Below are 16,400 nucleotides of genomic sequence, written 5' to 3'. Positions count from 1 at the left end.
TACTCCAGCCGTAGATCGTGATCTTCATATTCGACCCGCTGTTCGGCGTTGATAGTGGCAGTGCCGGGATCTGTGCTGGTGTCTGCGGCGCCAGGTTGACCAGCGCATACAGCGCATCCGGTTGGCGCCTGGGCGGGTGAGGTTGTTGAGTAGGTGTTGGATCTCGTTGCAGGTCAAAGGGATAAGCTCGTCGTTGGGCTCGGGTTGTGGTGGTCGTTCGGCTGCGGCAATGACGGCGAGGAAGGCGTAGGCGAGCATGGACAGCACGGTCCAGCGTCGCCAGGAAGTCCAGGTGCGGACCTGGTGTTCGTCCAGACCACATAGTCCCTTGCCCCTCTGGAAGCTTTCCTCTACCGTCCAGCGTCGGCCCGCGACTCTGACCAGCGCGGATAGCGGCACTGGGTCGGGTGAGTAGCAGCGGTAGTAGGCCAGCTCACCGGTCGTGTGGTTGCGCCGGATCAGCAGCCACCGGTGCCCGCCCCGCTCGGCGTCATCTGCGATGTCGGCCAATGCTCAGTCATACATCCGTGGGCCTTTTGCGCCGTGGCCGGCCGAGTGGCGTTGCCAAGCTCGTTTCGGAAGCCGCTGGGTGATCTTATCGGCGCGTTGCTTACCGATGCCGGTCGTGACGTGGTGGTCGCACGCGACGGCAAGGACGTAGCTGACACCGCGTTCTTCCAGCTCTTTGCGAAGGCCAGGGTGGGCGCCGTAGACCTCGTCGCCGCCGGCCCATTGTGCCTTCACCCCGGCATCCAGCGCCCGGGCGATCATCTGCCGAGCCAGCTCCGGTTTGGTCGCGAACTCCACATCGTCAGGCACGCCGGCTGCGGCGAGACGTTCGGCACCTTCGGTCCACGACTTCGGGAGATAGAGTTCTCGGTCGATGAACGCGTGCCCGGCCGTAGTGGTATAGGTCAGATATACCGCTACCTGCGCGTTCTCCACACGGCCGGCGGTGCCGGTGTACTGCCGCTGCACTCCGACCGTGCAGGTTCCCTTCTTCACATCGCCGGTCTCGTCCACCACCAGCATCGCCTCGTCGTCGCCAAGCCCGGCGACCACGTAGCCACGCAGGTCGTCGCGGACACCGTCGGTGTCCCACGACGCCCTGAACAACAGGTTCTGCAGCCCATCCGGACTCTGATGCCCGACGTGCTCGGCGATCGTCCAGCAGTTCTTGTTCGGTAGATCCGACATCAACCCTGTGACCAGGTCACACGCGCGCCGATACGACTCCACACGGGCGAACCGCGACGCGATCTGAGACATCAGCACCTGCCTCTCGACGTGCCATCTATCAACGTCTACGCTTGGGCCTGCGGCCATCGCTAGATCATTTTGTGTCTTCACAAACCAAGATCATCGAGCGGTGGCCGCTCCATATCCAGCACCGACACGACCAAGATCACGATCTACGGCTGGAGTACTAGGTCGTTTGCGGCGGTGGGCGATCCGGTCGTCACGTTCCGGGATCGTCGTGGCGATGCCGCGCTCGCGCAGCCACACCCGGTTCGCCCTGAAGCGTCGCCCCTGTCCGCCAGCAGCCGGTCCAGGCGCTGACGCGGCCGCCCGGTCGCGCCGGTCACGCGGATCTCGTCGAGGGTGTCGGACAGCATGGTTGTGTCCGCGACCTGCTCACCGGTCAGGACGAATGCCAGCGTCCGCCCCTTGCCGTCGGCGACCAGGGTGCGCCTTGGTCGTCAACACGCCACGGGAGCGGCCGATCGCGAGATCAGCGGGGTTCATCTCCGAACTTCTTGTGGTTCGACCGTGCCCCCTGTGTCCCTGGGCAGGGTCGCGCCGTGTTGGTGGACACGCACGATCGTGGAGTCGATGGACGCGATCCACTCGACGTCGCCGCCCTGGTCAGCCATCGCCTTGACCTACTCGAGGACGCGCGCCCAGACCCCCGGGCCTTCGACCACGGTCGAAGTTCTTCTAGATCGTGTTCCTGTTCCCGAACCGCTCGGGCAGATCACACCACGGGGCCCCGGTGCGAACCCGCCACGCCGTCGCCTCGACCACCGTGCGTCGGTCTACCGGCGCACGGCCCGTAGCTTGCACAGCAGGAAACAAAGGTCCGAGTATTGACCACGCCTCATCAGAGATCACGTCACGCGACACAAGCACAATGCTGCGCAAGACGACGTCGAAGATCCTCTGCAACACGCTAGGAGGCTGACCGAGACTCGTTGCCCGTGCGGACCGCGAAGCGTCTACTGGTCAGACAGGATCGGTGAACGAGATCGGCTTGCCGGTGGCGTGGGCATATGCGATCTCCCTGCTCGTGGACTCGCCGATATACCCGCCGGGGTTGACGACCAGAACCCGGTCAGCCAGGTCGATCTTGCGCAGGTGGAGGACGTCCAGCGCGGTCTTCTGCTCGTTGGTGATCAACTCGTCTGCTTCGCCTGGCGCGACGACGATGACACCTGCGAAGGTCAGATCACGGTTCGCCGCACGCATCTCGTCCACGAACCGGGTAGAGCCGCAGATGCAGACAATCTCAGGTCGGTCGGGCACGGCTGAGTCCTTCGGTCGAACGGGGAACCGTCGGTGTGCACGTTGACATCACGGACGAGCATACGAGCCAACAGTTTACGCAGCGAGATGGACACCACGCGGCTGCACGGACGCCGGTGGGAGGCGTGGTCCGTACTGGGAATGGCGCTGCTCGACGGCGAAGTCCGGGGTGCACCCGGCTCACCGGCTTCCTCTACCAACACGGCCAGTTGGCGCATGGGCCCGGCACAAGGCACGCACACCCATCCGGCAGATCGATCCGCCATGATCGCCGTCAACTGTGCGTATCACTCCAGCTCGCCGGTGCTCCCGCCCGTCGGTTGTCAGGTCAGGTGGCTTACGTCGTTGAGCTCGGAAACCTGGTGATTGTGGAAGTAGTCATCCTTGCGCAGTAGGGAGATGCCTCCGGAGGTGAAGCGGAAGCTGACCAGACCGGCGGCCTCGATCGGCATGCCGACCCACGCGGCGAGCAGGAAGGTGGCGGTCCCTCCATGTGAGACCACGATCTGACGCGGTGCGGCAGAAGCCTGTATCCGCTTCATCGCGGCATATGCGCGCACGGCCATATCCCACTTGGTCTCGGCTCCTTCGATGCCCTCGTCGTGGCGCATGCGCTCGCCATGCTCGGGCGGTGGGATGAAGCGCTCGTCCAACCAGGCCTGAGGCTTTCCGCCGGCCACACCGTAGGACTTCTCCCGAAGGTCGGGGTCGACGATCAGGCTAACGCCCAGATGTTCAGCGATGATCTCAGCGGTGCGGCGGGCTCGGAGCAGGTCAGAGGTGTAGATCTCCACATCGGCGGTGGGGCTCGGCAGCCGACTGGCAAGAGCTTCGGCGATGGCTCGGGCATGGGCGACGCCTCGATCACTCAGCCCGGAGTCGTACCACCCGCCGACGAGGCCGTCGAGATGGTGCGTCGACTCGGGATGAGTGACGACGTAGACGTTCTTCATGATCTTCTAGAGGGCCGGGACGGCGAGGGTAGGGGCCTGAGCGACGATCTGCATGGCGGTCTCGTCGGGTGTGAGGTCTGAGGTGTCGAACCACCATCCAACGGTTGCGAATCCGTCGCGCATGGACGAGATCAGGTCCTCGTACCCGTCGAAGAAGAACTGTTCGTCAGGGTCTCGGGTTATGTTGCGCCGTCTACATATGTCGATGCTGGGTGTGAGCACGACCAGCAGGATCCGCCGGGGGCTCAGTGCGCGTAGGTAGAAGTCGAGCTGTTCGCGATCCGGGATGATCCAGTCGATGACCGGGGTGAAGCCAGAGTCGGCGAAGTTTGTCGCGAGCGCGCAGAGATTCTCGTTGCATAACCGGACTTGGCGAGCTGCCTCGTCCGGTGGTTGTCCGAGTGCCCACACGCGCCCGCCGACGATCATCTCGTTCAGTTGATCGCCGTTGAGCAGGGCTGAGCGCGTGAGCGCCCGAGCCACTAGAAGCGAGACGGTCGACTTGCCCGAGCCGGGCGCGCCGGTGATGATGAGGCAGCTTTGGCCACGGTCCAGGGCGTCATTGATCGGGATGGTGTCCATAGCGGGGCCTACCGCCACAGCCAGCGCAGGGCGTCGGGCAAGAGGACGCCACCGTGGTTGGGACTATGGCCGCCGTCGCCCAAAACCAGACGGAAGTCGTAGCCCGCTTCTGCCAAGGCGGCCGCAACGCGCAGGTTGCTTGCTAGCCAGTTCCTCTCCGGCTCGTTCCAGCGTAGGTCGCGGTGGCCAGCCTGGAGGAGCACGCGCAGTTGCTTGCGTTCGGAGCCGGGGATCAGCTCGGGATATGGGTTGCCGCCCGGCATCTGCACGAAGCTGGACAGGTAGCCGATGACCCTCCGGAACTTGTCTGGCCGGAACCATGCCGCCGTGAACGCGCAGTTCCCGCCGCTGCTACCGCCGCAGATGCCCCAACGGTTCGGGTCCTCGGTGATCAAGTAGCGGTCTGCGACCTGCGGGATGATCTCGTGCAGCAGGAAGGTGGCATAGCAGTCATCGAACGCGTCGTACTCAACGTTGCGGTTCTTCCGCGCATGAGGAGCCGCGGCATCCTCGAAGACGCCGGGATCGACGAACACGCCGATGGTGACCGGGATGTCTCCGCGGTGGATGAGATTGTCCAACACAATTCCGCCGCGTACCTCGCCCTCAGGGTCGAGGTACCACCAGCCGTCCTGGAAGACCATGAGCGCGGCAGGCTCGCGAGGATCGTACATCGCAGGTACGTGAACCCAGAACTTCCGCGACGTGCCTGGATAGATCGAACTGTCTCTCCACTCGAACTCGACGGTCTCACCGGCAGGCACGTCCGCCTGGACAACGGAGTCGGGGCCGTGGACGTAGCGAACATCCGACTGATCCAGCGGGAGCGCTCGGTACGGCACCTCAACGGTCACGCCGACAACATACGGACGCGCCGGACAACCGGGTAAACGAATACGGCGCGGGCAAGGCGGTCCACGTCGTCCGAGCGCGCCGTAACCGGTCCGTTGCCAGGAGGACATGGACCGCCCTTCGACTTGATCAGGCTGCGGCCGGTGACCATCCGGGCAGGCTGCTCGGGCTTCGCTCGCGCGCACGTGTCTGATGGTCGTCATACCGTGACACTGAAGCCATGCGAAGTCTCCACCCTGCCTGGAGAAGCATGCGTTGTGGTCGTGATGGTGACCGAAATGTCGTTCCGTTCGGGTCTTCAAAGCCGCCAAGTGGCCATGTCGGGGCGGAATAGAGGCTGGGCCGCGCCAGCAACCTCTCCGATATCGCAGGCTGGCATGGGAACCTCGGGAAGGCGCTGGCCGTTCGGCTTCACACTTACCGCACCGCTGTATGGCACTCGGCATGGCCGCGCCGCCGTGTGGCACTCGGCGGGGACGGATGGCCGAGGGACGAGGAACGGAGGATCCGTATGCCGGACGGTAGATCGCCCAGAGTGGTGGTGATGACAGGACTGCCGGGAACCGGCAAGTCGACGCTTGCGGACGCGGTGGCGAAGGAGATCGGCGCGCCGTCGTTCGCGGGCGACTGGTTGATGGGCGCGCTGAAGCCTGCCGGCATCTTCGCTCATCTGGATCGTCCGACCTACCTGAGCATGTATCACCGGCTCCTGCGCACACTCGTCACGAGGCAACTGATACTCGGCCAGTCGGCGGTGACTGATTGCCTCGTCACCGACGACGTCGTCGACGACTGGCGTGCACACTTCGCGAGCTTCGGCGCCTCCACGCACGTCGTCGAATGCGTGTGCACGGACGTGGACCTGCACCGGAGCCGGGTCGACGGACGTCAGCGGGGTATCCCGGGCTGGCACGAGATCGACTGGAACCACGTCGAGCGCATGCGGCCCGAGTTCCCGGCGCTGCGCGGCTCGGACCTTACGCTCGATGCCGTGCACCCGATTGAGCGCAACCTCAAGACACTGCTGCGGTTCATTGAATGACCTTCGCCGGGGAATGCTGGGACCGTCGCTGGCGGGCGGTTTCGTACAGCACCGCGGTGGCTGCGGCGGCCGCGTTGAGTGAGCTGGCGGCGCCGTCGATCGGTATCCGGACGATCGTGTCGCAGCCGTCGCGCCAGGCTCTGCTCATGCCCTTCGTCTCGTTGCCGACGACGAGCACGGTGGGCACAGTCAGGTCGTGCCCGTCGACATCCACGGTTCCGGTCTCGTCCGTCCCCACGATCTGCGCATCGTGCGCACGAGCCCAGTCGATCACTTCGTGAGGTCCGTCGGCGCGGACGGTCGGCAGCGCGAACAGGGAACCGGTGCTGGCACGCACCGTCTTCGGATCGTAGACGTCGGCGGCATGGCCGGTGACCACGACCCCGTGAGCGCCGAACGCGTCGGCGGAGCGGATGATGGTGCCGACGTTGCCCGGACTGGTAGGCCGGTCGAACACCACCACGAGCATCTGCGCTTCATCGCGATGACGATCGACCCGAATGCGGTCGAGACGATCCGGTGGCGTCTCGACGACGGCGAGCAACTCGGGCGTATCGTCGTTCTTCTCCGCCAGCTCGCTGAACAGATCGGGCGCCATCGCGACGTGCTCGCCGTCCACCTGCCCAAGCATGCTCGACGCCCAGGTCGAGCGCGTTCCCGTGGTCGGATGGATCAGCGCACGGACCGTCCAGCCATGCTCGACGGCGAGCGTGATGGGGCGGACGCCTTGCACGAGAAACTCGCCCGCGCGTTGCCGCTTCGCACGGTTGCCGAGGAGCGCCTGCCACTGCTGGAACCGGGCGTTGCGCGACGTGATCGTCAGCTTACGCACGCCTTGACGTTACCGAATGGGGACGTGTCCAGGTGGCAGCCGGACCGTCCCGAAGCTCGGGGTAGCGGTTGGCGGGCGCCGTGCGCCCCTGGCAGATGCGTTGCCGACCTCGACGACTTTCGGTCCGCGAAAGTTAACGAGATAGATATGTTGTGTTACTTGTCACAGGAATGAATAGGGCGAACACTACGCCCGCCGTGCGCTCTCGGAGTTTTTCGTAAACGGGATGGAGCCGGTCGTTTCTTGGTGGTTGTCTGCGGGGGTCCGTTGACCGATGATGTTCCTGGTAGGGCGTGAAGTCAAGGAGTATGACAATGGATATGGAAAGTTTCGCCGGCGGAGAAGCGCCCGGTCGCTGGCTGAAGGGTCGGAAACGTGACGGCGGAGCACATGCGGTCTTCCACACTTTGGTATCGATGTGATTCTCTCAATGCTGCGACTGATGAAATAGTCAATAAGTTAAGTGACGCTACGGGATGGGAAATCACCGATTTCAGCGCACGTCACCTGAGCACGACAATCGACCTCCGATGGTATCGGGTCGGTGATTCCATCTTCAGTGAGGTAGAGTTCGGCGGAGAGGTCCAGATGACCGTCCGGCCGCCGCAGAAGACGCACATTATCCTGACGGCGCGTTCCGGTGTGGCCGGACTGCAACTCGATTCTGAACACATCGACGTCACGCCGGCCCGCGCCGTGGCACTCTCCGACCTCGATGACGCCGAGATTCGTCTGGCCACCGGCAGCCGACTGTCGGCCATTCGAGTCCGTGCGGACTCACTGGAGAAGGGCCTGCGAGACGTGGCGACGCATTCTGCGGGTGTTCCGCCTCGCCTGGAGCGGAACCTGGATGTCGGGCATGGTCGCGTGCGCAGCTGGCATCGCCTCTGGATGTTCCTGCTCGATGAGTTCGACCAGCCGGGGATCCTCGCGGACACACCACGTGAGGCACATCGGCTCGAACGGCTCCTACTCGCCATGTTGCTGCGCGCGCAGCCCCACATCGCCGCAGGTAACGGGACTAGTTCCGGGTCCGAAGACGGGTTCGGACGCAGCGTCGGAGGCGTCGATGCCGCGTCGTACCCGTCCTATCTGCGCAAGACGTTGCAGCTCATTCAGGAGCACCCGGAGTGGGAGCACACCATCGGCAGCCTTGCCCGCGAAGTTGCGGTGAGCGAACGTGCCCTACAGCGACGGTTCAGAAAGCATCTGGGAATCTCGCCGACCGCCTACATGAGAAACACCCGGCTGGACCGTGTGTACGAGTCCTTGCGTCAGGCGTCGCCGTACGACGTCACGATCGATCAGATCGCACGGAGCTGGGGTTTCGACAATCATGGACGGTTCGCCCGCCGGTATCGGCAGAGGTTCAACGAGGCGCCGTCGGAGACGCTGCGCCGCGTGTGAAACAACGACGGCGTGCTCGCAGTGCGTCTGCCCGTGAACTCACGGTGCGCCTCCCCGTGGCACCCACGTTGCGTTCCGTCGTCGGGCGGTCGTTTAGTGTCCTGAAGTCGTCGCACGTGCGTATTCCGATGCGCCTGACTCCGTGTCAGGATCGATCTCGGTGGTGCACGGTAGCGGGGTCGCGGCAGGGTCGGCGTGGCTGCGGGCCGTTCGCAGAACTGGGCGACAGGGCGGGCAGTTGTGGCGACACACGTGACGGTGACGGATGCGCGCGAGCTAACCGGCGAGATTGCGGACGATGGGCGCGGTGGGAAGACCGGCGCCGGACTTGCCGAACTGCGCCGCCTGTTGGCGGACGTCTTCGGAATCTTGGTGGAAGACGCAGCCGGTGACGCGGACCGCTCCCGGTTCCGAGGCCGCAAGTACCGGCTGGGGCAGATTCTCGGTGGGTATCTCGATCTCTGGCAAGGCGTGTCGCTGGCCGGACGCATAGCCGACACGTCGTACGTACTGCTGGCACCGGCTCTAGGCTCCGCCGACGCGGTGCTGGACGATGGTCCTGTCGCCGTCCTGCCTGGTCACGTCCTCGTCGCACATCCAGGCGAGGAGATGCGGCTCACCGTCGGGCGGCGTTGTCGGCTATGGATCGTCAACATCCCGCTGAGTGCGATCCACATCGCGCTGAGTGCGCTGGGCGAGGCAACCACGACCCGCCCATTGCGTTTCGATCGGCTCATGAACATCCGCCAGGGGCCTGGGCAGAGCTGGGTCAGGATGGCCACGCTCATCCGTCAGGAACTCGAGAGTGAGGGCGCTCTGGTGGAAGTGCCCGACGTAGCCCGGGCCTACGAGCAAGCGCTCGTCGAGACGCTGCTGCGGGTCCACCGGCATACCTACTCTGACCAGATAGAACGCCAGAGCGCGCCGGGCGTGGGCGACGGCGGCGGCCAGCACCGCGACCACTGGCCGCGCGTCCTGCGAGCAGTGCTGCAGCAGATCGATGAGCATCCGACGCGGCGCTACCGGATCGACGACCTCGCTGGCGACGCGGGCGTCAGCACCAAGACGCTGCAGAAGTACTTCCGGGAGCACCTCGGGGTCACCCCGATCGAGTACCTGCGTATTCGGCGGCTGGACCTGGCGCATCAGGCGCTGCTGGCCGCCGACCGCTCGACGACGAACGTCGAGACGGTGATGAGGAGGCTCGGCTTCCGGAGCTACGGGCACTTCTCCCGGCATTACCAGCAGCGGTTCGGGCAGTTGCCGGGCGATACGTTGCGCCTGCCGCCAGGGTGACGACGCTGGCATCCGCGAACCGTCCGCTATTGAAATCCAGTTCGCCTGGACGGTCATAGTCGGTGCCCCGTCATCTTGCTGTCACATTCGCTTAACTTATCCCTACTCCGGCCGCCGCGATGAGGAAAAGGGCGGTCGGTTTCCGGCTGGTGGCCGGCCACACCGGTCCGCAAGGATGAAAAGCGAATGGAATGGCATGTGATGGAGGGATCGTCATGAGAGTTCTGCTGATTACTCATGGCAGCCGCGGAGATGTACAACCGTTCGCTGCTCTGGCCAAGGAATTAACCGGTGCCGGGCACCGAGTGACAATGGTAGCTCCCGCTGCGTCGGCAGGACTGGCCGAGCCCTATTGCGAGCGAGTTGTGCGAATCCACGACGGCCCGAATGTGCTGGCCGACGACAAAGCCGTCGTCAACACTCTCGAACGCAGATTCCGCGGAATGCGCGGGAAACTCGGCCTGGTGACGATGGCGCGCAAAACACGTCGGCTCGTCCGCGCATACCTGGACGATATCGCCGCTATGGTGCACGACTCGCGGGCGCGCGACGACGCCGAATTCGACGTCTTGGTGTATCACGTCAGCGTGCCCGCCCACCATGTGGCGGAACTCCTCGGCATCCCGTCGATCGTGATGTGCCCGCAGCCGTACTGGGTGCCCACGGACGTGTTCCCGGACCCGTCGATGCCGTACCGCGTGCCCGGCTTCCTCAACCGGCCGTCGTACATCGCCAGCAGGGCGGTGTTGTGGGTCTTCGCCGGCGGGAGCGCGCGCTGGCGGGAGCAGGGCCTGGGCCTGGAACGCCGCCGGACCGACCGGATGCGCCAGCCGGACGGCACGCCGACGACGGTGCTGCACGCGTTCAGCGAGCTGCTCCTGCCGGCCGGCACCCGCTACCCGGAGTGGGTGCGCACCGACGGCTTCTGGTTCCTGTCGTCGTCGGACGAATGGACTCCACCCGAGCACTTGAGCACCTTTCTGGAGGCCGGTCCGCCGCCGGTGTACATCGGGTTCGCCAGTTCGGTCACATCTGACCCGGCCGGCCTGGGCAGGCTGGTGCGCGACGCCGTCCGCAAGGCGGGCACGCGGGCCGTCGTCGTCGGCGGCTGGAGCGGGCTGAGCGCCGACGACCTCGGCGACGACATCATGTTCCTCCGTGAGGTGCCGTTCTCCTGGCTGTTCGAGCGGGTCGCGGCGGTTGTGCATCACGGCGGCCTCGGCACGACGGGGACGGCGCTGGCCGCCGGGCGGCCGCAGGTGGTGTGCCCGTCGTTCCCGGATCAGTGGTGGTCCGGGCGCGCCATGCACCGGCTGGGGGTGGCGCCGGCGCCGATCAGCGACCGTGAGCTCAGCTCGAGCACCCTCGCCGCCGCGATCAAGCGGGCGACGAACGATCCCGGCATGGCGGCGCGGGCGAAGGAGCTCCGCGATCCCATCCGCTCGGAAGACGGAACCGGGGCGGCGGTCAGCGTCATCGAAGCGGTGGCCGAGCGACGGTACGCGCTCGAGCGCCGATGACGGCGGGTAGCGAAACCACACGTGGTTCGGAAAGGAACAGTCGTGAAAGGGATCATTCTGGCCGGCGGCAGCGGCAGCCGGCTGCGCCCGGTGACACTGGGCGTATCCAAGCAACTCATGCCGATCTACAACAAACCCATGATCTACTACCCGCTGTCGGTGTTGATGCTCGCGGGAATCAGGGACATCCTCATCATCACCACGCCGCAGGACCGTGGCCAGTTCGAGCGTCTGCTGGGCGACGGGTCGTGGCTCGGGCTCCGATTCAGCTACGCGGTGCAGCCCGAGCCTCGAGGGCTGGCGGATGCGTTCGTCGTCGGCGCGGAGCATGTGGGCGACGACGCCGTCGCGCTGGTGCTCGGTGACAACGTCTTCCACGGGCCGGGATTCGCGGAGCTGCTGCAGACGGCCGCGAGCGACGTCGACGGATGCGTGCTGTTCGGCTACCCGGTGGCGGACCCGGAGCGGTACGGCGTCGGCGAGACCGACGACGCGGGCAGGCTGGTGTCGATCCAGGAGAAGCCGGCACGTCCACGGTCCAACCGCGCGATCACCGGCCTGTACCTGTACGACAACGACGTGGTGGAGATCGCGGCGGGGCTGACGCCGTCGGCGCGCGGCGAGCTGGAGATCACCGACGTGAACCTGGCCTACCTGGCGCACGGCAAGGCCAGGCTGGTGGACCTGGGGCGCGGGTTCGCGTGGCTGGACACCGGCACGCACGAGTCGCTGCTGGAGGCCGGTGAGTACGTGCGCACTCTGGAGGACCGGCAGGGTGTGCGGATCGCGTGCCTCGAAGAGATCGCGCTGCGGATGGGGTTCATCGACGCGGCGCAGTGCTTCGACCTGGGGGAGCGGCTGGGCCAGACCGGCTACGGCACGTATGTCCGGCAGGTCGCCGAGCACGCCATGGCCGCGCAGCTGGCGGAGGCCGTGTGATGGGTGTGAGCATCCTGGTGGCCGGCGGAAAGGGTCAGCTCGGGCGGAGCCTGGCGTCCGTCGCCGGTGCTGATGTGGACATCGTGGGCGCGGGTTCGGCCGAGTTGGACGTCACCGACGCGGATTCGGTCGACTCGGCCGTGGAGAATCTCGTGCTGCGTGCGCAGGAGGCCGGCCGTCGGCCGGCGGTGATCAACGCTGCCGCTTACACGGCCGTCGACCGCGCCGAAACCGAGCGGGCGCGCGCGTTCGCCGTCAACGCGCTCGGCCCGTCGTTGCTGGCCACCGCGTGTGTCCGGCATGGCGTGCCACTTGTGCATGTATCGACCGACTACGTCTTCGCGGGCGACGGCGACCGGCCGTACGAGCCGGGCGACGTGTGTGCGCCGCGGACCGTGTACGGCAAGTCGAAACTGGCCGGTGAGCGGTCGGTCCTGGCCATCTGCGCCGAGGCGTGGGTCGTGCGGACGGCGTGGCTGTACGCCCCGTCGGCGAACAGCTTTCTCGACACCATGGTGCGGCTGGAGCGAGAGAAGCAGACGCTGTCGGTGGTCGACGATCAGCGTGGTTCGCCGACGCTGGCGGTGGACCTGGCGGAAGGGCTGCTGGAGCTGGCGCGGCGCGTCGCCCAAGGGGAGGGGCCCCGCGAGCGGGTGCTGCACTGCACGGGTGCCGGTGCGACCACCTGGTACGGCTTCGCGCGGGCGATCTTCGAGGAGCTCGGTGCCGACCCGGAACGCATCCGGCCGTGTACGACGTGGGAGTTCCCGCGTCCGGCGCCACGGCCCGCGTACTCGGTGCTGTCCAACGACGCCTGGCGCGCGGCAGGGCTGCCCTCGATGGCTCCGTGGCGCGCGGCGCTGCAGCGTTGCCTGCCGCGGCAGCGGTCGATGGAGGTGGCGTAGATGAAGGTTCTGGTCACGGGCGGCGCCGGGTTCATCGGGTCGGCGTATGTCCGCAATGTCCTCTCAGGTGCGTACGACGGATTCACGCCGTCCGAGGTGGTCGTGTTCGACAAGTTCACCTATGCCGGGAACCGCAGCAACCTGGCGCCCGTCGAACGAGACCGGCGCCTGCGCATCATCGAAGCCGACATCTGCGACCCACAAGCCGTGAAGTCGGCATTGGCCGGGATAGATGTGGTGGTGCACTTCGCCGCGGAATCGCACGTCGATCGCTCGATCACCGGCTCGGCTGAGTTCGTCCAGACCAACGTGCTCGGTACGCACACGCTGCTGCATGCCGCGCGGGAGGCTCGGATCGGCCGGTTCGTCCACGTTTCGACGGATGAGGTGTACGGATCGATCGCCGACGGGTCGTGGTGTGAGGACCACCTCCTGGAGCCGAACTCGCCGTACTCGGCGTCGAAGGCGTCCTCCGACCTGCTGGCTCGGGCGTTCCACGTCACGCACGGCCTCGACGTCGTGATCACGCGGTGCTCGAACAACTACGGTCCTTACCAGTATCCGGAGAAGGTCATACCCTTGTTCGTCACGAGCCTGATCGACGGCGGCACGGTGCCGCTGTACGGCGACGGGTTGAACGTCCGGGACTGGCTCCACGTCGATGACCACTGTCGCGGGATCCAGCTGGTGGCTGAACGGGGGCGCACAGGGGAGATCTACAACATCGGCGGTGGTACCGAGCTCACCAATCGTCAGCTCACTGAACGTCTGCTGGCGGCGACGGGAACTGGCTGGGACCGGGTCGTCCACGTCCCCGACCGCAAGGGGCACGACCGGCGTTACTCCGTGGACATCACCAAGATTTCCACGGAGCTCGGATATCGTCCGCAGGTCAGCATTGATGCCGGACTCGAACAGACGGTGGCCTGGTACCGCCACCACCGTGCGTGGTGGGAACCGCTCAAGGTCGCGGTCTCATGACGCACCGCCAGGTTGTGCAGGCGATGTCCGGCCTGCTGCTGGCGACATTCGTTTCGGCTCTGTCTGGCACGATCGTGGCGAACGCGATGCCGCGCATCCTTGCCGACCTCGAAGGTCGGCAGAGTCAGTACACGTGGATCGTCGCCGCACACATGCTGGCCGCCACGGCTAGTGGCCCGATCTGGGGCAAGCTGGCTGATCGCATGAGCAAACGGCTGCTTGTTGAGATGTCCCTGTCGACCTTTGTGGTAGGCACCGTGCTGTGCGGAGTCTCGACTAGTCCGGAGGCACTGATTGCGTTCCGCGCCGTGCAAGGAGTCGGGAGCGGAGGCCTGCTGGTCCTGGTTCAAGTCGCGCGGGCGACCCTGGTCAGTCCTCGCGAACGAGCGAGGTACGTGAGCTACTTCTCTGCTGTCGCGACGGTTGCGATGCTGGCCGGACCGCCGTTGGGCGGACTGGTTGTCGATACGCCTGCCATGGGTTGGCGATGGTGCTTCTGGATTGGGACACCATTCGCGATCTTCGCGCTCGTCGTTCTGCATAGAACTTTGCACCTTCCTGTAACTCGGACGAGTACAAACGTCGACTGGCGCGGCGCTCTGTTGATACCGGTAGGAATTGGCACGATTCTGCTCTGGGTAACCATGGCGGGCAACGTCTTTGATTGGAACTCGTGGATGAGCGCCGCGCTGGCGGGCGGAGGTCTCGGCCTTCTGGCCGGCGCTATCATGGCGGAACGTCGAGCACAGGATCCGATCGTTCCTTCCACAATTCTGCGTGTGCGAACTGTGCGTCTTGCGATCACGGCCGCCGTCGGGGTGAGCGTTGTCATGATCTGCGCCATGCTCTTTCTCGCCCAGTACTTTCAAATCGCTCGCGGCTACTCGCCATCACAGTCGGGTCTCCTCTTGTTGCCGCTGATCGTGGGTTCATTGATCGGAACGACCGTCAGCGGGCAGCTGATATCTCGCAGTGGAAGGTGGAAGAGGTACCTCGCAACAAGCATGGTTCTGACGGTGGCCGGAACGGCAGCATTGGGCGCGATAGGCAACATCTCACATTGGATGCTTGTCGGTTCGGCTTTGGTCGTTCTCGGTCTTGGGCTGGGCACTGGCCAGCAGAACCTCATGCTGGCCGTGCAGAATAGCGCGCCGGACGGCGACCTGGGGAGCGCCACGTCAACGCTGATGTTCTTCCGATCATTGGGCGAAGCGGCCGGGGTCTCATTGCTGGGCGCGCTATTCGCGGCGCGAGTGACGAGCGAAATCGATCAAGGTCTTGCGCGGCAACCGGGCACGGAACCGCTCTCGGGACTGCAGAGTTCGACCATCCCGGAGCTGTCGAGCCTGGCTGAGCCAGTGCGGGATGTCGTTCAGAGCGCTTACGCTGACGCCGTCGGCATGGTGTTCCTTGCTGCATCGGCACTCGCCGTCTTGGCCTTGGCGGCCGTCGCGTTCATCAGGGAGACTCCGCTGGACAACTCGTCGCCATCCTTGCTCGATCGCCGATCAGCTGATTGAAAGCACCGGTCAACGGTTGCCGAGCCAGCGGTTGTCACGGCAGCGGTGCATTGAGTTTGCGAGCGGTGTTGCGTGACATGCACTCTACGATGCGCGCTGCGTCAGGTTCTTACGGTACATCGCCGGTGTCTGACCGTGGTAACGGTGGAATGCTTCATACATGCGGCTGGTGGCGCTGAACCCAGCGCGGTGACAAACCGCCAGGATGGGCAGGTCGGTACCGGCGAGAAGGCGTTGTGCCTCGCTCAGCCGCAATCGTGTGACGTACTCCCATAGCGTCAGCCCACATACCCGGCGAAAGCTTGCCATGAGGTAATCATGATGGCGGTCAACGGCGCGGGCGACGTCCTCGATGCTGATCTCTTCCACGAAGTGTCGTGTGACGAATTGGATCGCGCGGGCGACGACGTGCGCCGTCGCTGTGCCCGGTCGATGTGCGAGCGTTGCCTGCGTCGGAGCGGCATCGCTGAGCAGGCGGAGTAGACGCGCGTGTATTTCCAGTTCGACGGCCTTCCTGAGCCGGTCATCGGCGGTTGCGAGGTGCGCGGTCCATCTCCGGAAGGCAGAACTCTCCGCAGCGATCTCAGAAGGTGGCGTCGTCGACCTCAACAACTGGCCGGCAAGGAGACTATCGAGCACCTCCGGTGATCCAACCCAGGCGAGGACGTTGACGATCGGTACCTGGGCGACGTAGTACATGGTCGTCGGCGGGGCGGGATCCACGTCGCGATGGGGTAGCCCACCCCAGAAAGCAAGTATGTCTCCCTGCGTGAGACGTTCCTCTCGACCAGCGCAGTCCAGCGTGATCGCACCTGTCTCGACAAAGTGCACTTCGAGTTCGAGGTGCGTGTGGCAGCCCGAAGACCTCAGATCGTCGATCACTCCGGATTCGATTCTGCGTTCGAACGTGAAGGCGGACAGCCCGTAAGGCTCGAAACGTGCGGCGTCCATCCCCATGGGTCGGGTCATCGTCGGCACCTCTCTAATCGGGAAGGATCCTACCCGAATCGGAAATGTGCTAGGGCGAAACGATCTGCGAAAGTCGGAT

Annotated in this window: 15 protein-coding genes and 2 pseudogenes; 9 read left to right on the top strand and 8 right to left on the bottom strand. The window is 65.2% G+C overall.

What is annotated here, in order from left to right:
• Positions 1-24 precede the first annotated feature (24 nt).
• From G1H10_RS27810 to G1H10_RS27785, 6 genes and pseudogenes are all read right to left on the bottom strand, one after another.
• Positions 25-1,326 (bottom strand): annotated as a pseudogene (locus tag G1H10_RS27810) (IS701 family transposase).
• Positions 1,327-1,938: 612 nt separating this feature from the next.
• Positions 1,939-2,112 (bottom strand): transposase, encoded by a 174-nt coding sequence (locus G1H10_RS35190; protein ID WP_376778670.1) that lies wholly within the window; start codon positions 2,110-2,112, stop codon positions 1,939-1,941.
• A 111-nt stretch (positions 2,113-2,223) separates the two neighbouring features.
• Complete coding sequence (locus G1H10_RS27800; RefSeq protein ID WP_163744117.1) at positions 2,224-2,523, bottom strand: hypothetical protein; 300 nt, start codon at positions 2,521-2,523, stop codon at positions 2,224-2,226.
• Between the two features lie 323 nt (positions 2,524-2,846).
• The gene (locus G1H10_RS27795) at positions 2,847-3,476 is read right to left on the bottom strand and encodes a histidine phosphatase family protein (RefSeq protein ID WP_163744116.1); all 630 of its coding nucleotides are present in this window, start codon (positions 3,474-3,476) and stop codon (positions 2,847-2,849) included.
• Between the two features lie 6 nt (positions 3,477-3,482).
• On the bottom strand, positions 3,483-4,058 hold the full coding sequence (locus G1H10_RS27790; RefSeq protein WP_163744114.1) for an AAA family ATPase: 576 nt from the start codon (positions 4,056-4,058) through the stop codon (positions 3,483-3,485).
• 8 nt (positions 4,059-4,066) lie between these two features.
• Positions 4,067-4,912 carry an alpha/beta hydrolase gene (locus G1H10_RS27785; protein WP_163744112.1) on the bottom strand — a complete coding sequence of 282 codons (846 nt, stop codon included), beginning with the start codon at positions 4,910-4,912 and terminating at the stop codon, positions 4,067-4,069.
• A gap of 542 nt (positions 4,913-5,454) precedes the next feature.
• On the opposite strand from G1H10_RS27785, the gene G1H10_RS27780 reads away from it, so the two are divergent.
• Positions 5,455-5,952 (top strand): P-loop nucleotide/nucleoside kinase family protein, encoded by a 498-nt coding sequence (locus G1H10_RS27780; RefSeq protein ID WP_163744110.1) that lies wholly within the window; start codon positions 5,455-5,457, stop codon positions 5,950-5,952.
• Here G1H10_RS27780 and G1H10_RS27775 read toward each other — a convergent pair.
• The gene (locus G1H10_RS27775; RefSeq protein WP_216853722.1) at positions 5,942-6,784 is read right to left on the bottom strand and encodes a TrmH family RNA methyltransferase; all 843 of its coding nucleotides are present in this window, start codon (positions 6,782-6,784) and stop codon (positions 5,942-5,944) included. The genes G1H10_RS27780 and G1H10_RS27775 overlap by 11 nt on opposite strands.
• A 375-nt stretch (positions 6,785-7,159) precedes the next feature.
• Here G1H10_RS27775 and G1H10_RS27770 point away from each other — a divergent pair, with 375 nt between their 5' ends.
• From G1H10_RS27770 to G1H10_RS27740, 8 genes and pseudogenes are all read left to right on the top strand, one after another.
• Positions 7,160-8,191 carry an AraC family transcriptional regulator gene (locus G1H10_RS27770; RefSeq protein ID WP_163744108.1) on the top strand — a complete coding sequence of 344 codons (1,032 nt, stop codon included), beginning with the start codon at positions 7,160-7,162 and terminating at the stop codon, positions 8,189-8,191.
• 252 nt (positions 8,192-8,443) lie between these two features.
• Positions 8,444-9,487: an AraC family transcriptional regulator gene (locus tag G1H10_RS27765; RefSeq protein ID WP_163744106.1), complete on the top strand. Its 1,044-nt coding sequence runs from the start codon at positions 8,444-8,446 to the stop codon at positions 9,485-9,487.
• Between the two features lie 191 nt (positions 9,488-9,678).
• Positions 9,679-9,801: pseudogene (locus G1H10_RS35185) on the top strand (glycosyltransferase); the annotation flags it as partial.
• A gap of 51 nt (positions 9,802-9,852) precedes the next feature.
• Complete coding sequence (locus tag G1H10_RS27760; protein WP_246220024.1) at positions 9,853-11,007, top strand: glycosyltransferase; 1,155 nt, start codon at positions 9,853-9,855, stop codon at positions 11,005-11,007.
• A 42-nt stretch (positions 11,008-11,049) separates the two neighbouring features.
• Positions 11,050-11,946, top strand: a complete 897-nt coding sequence (rfbA, locus tag G1H10_RS27755) for a glucose-1-phosphate thymidylyltransferase RfbA (protein ID WP_163744103.1) — start codon at positions 11,050-11,052, stop codon at positions 11,944-11,946.
• On the top strand, positions 11,946-12,851 hold the full coding sequence (gene rfbD, locus G1H10_RS27750) for a dTDP-4-dehydrorhamnose reductase (RefSeq protein ID WP_174264716.1): 906 nt from the start codon (positions 11,946-11,948) through the stop codon (positions 12,849-12,851). The genes rfbA and rfbD overlap by 1 nt, the downstream gene beginning before the upstream one ends.
• Positions 12,852-13,832, top strand: a complete 981-nt coding sequence (gene rfbB / locus G1H10_RS27745) for a dTDP-glucose 4,6-dehydratase (protein WP_163744099.1) — start codon at positions 12,852-12,854, stop codon at positions 13,830-13,832.
• Entirely contained in the window at positions 13,829-15,352 is a 1,524-nt protein-coding gene (locus tag G1H10_RS27740; protein WP_163744097.1) for an MDR family MFS transporter, read from the top strand. Before rfbB ends, G1H10_RS27740 begins: the two co-directional genes overlap by 4 nt.
• A gap of 84 nt (positions 15,353-15,436) precedes the next feature.
• Here the strand turns inward: G1H10_RS27740 and G1H10_RS27735 are convergent, their stop codons facing one another.
• A complete protein-coding gene (locus tag G1H10_RS27735) occupies positions 15,437-16,309 on the bottom strand; it encodes a helix-turn-helix domain-containing protein (RefSeq protein WP_163744095.1) in 873 nt (290 codons plus the stop codon).
• Positions 16,310-16,400: the final 91 nt, after the last annotated feature.

This window comes from Phytoactinopolyspora halotolerans, assembly GCF_010550675.1.
Taxonomy (GTDB): Bacteria; Actinomycetota; Actinomycetes; order Jiangellales; family Jiangellaceae; genus Phytoactinopolyspora; species Phytoactinopolyspora halotolerans.
This window is presented reverse-complemented; position numbering and strand designations above follow the sequence as displayed.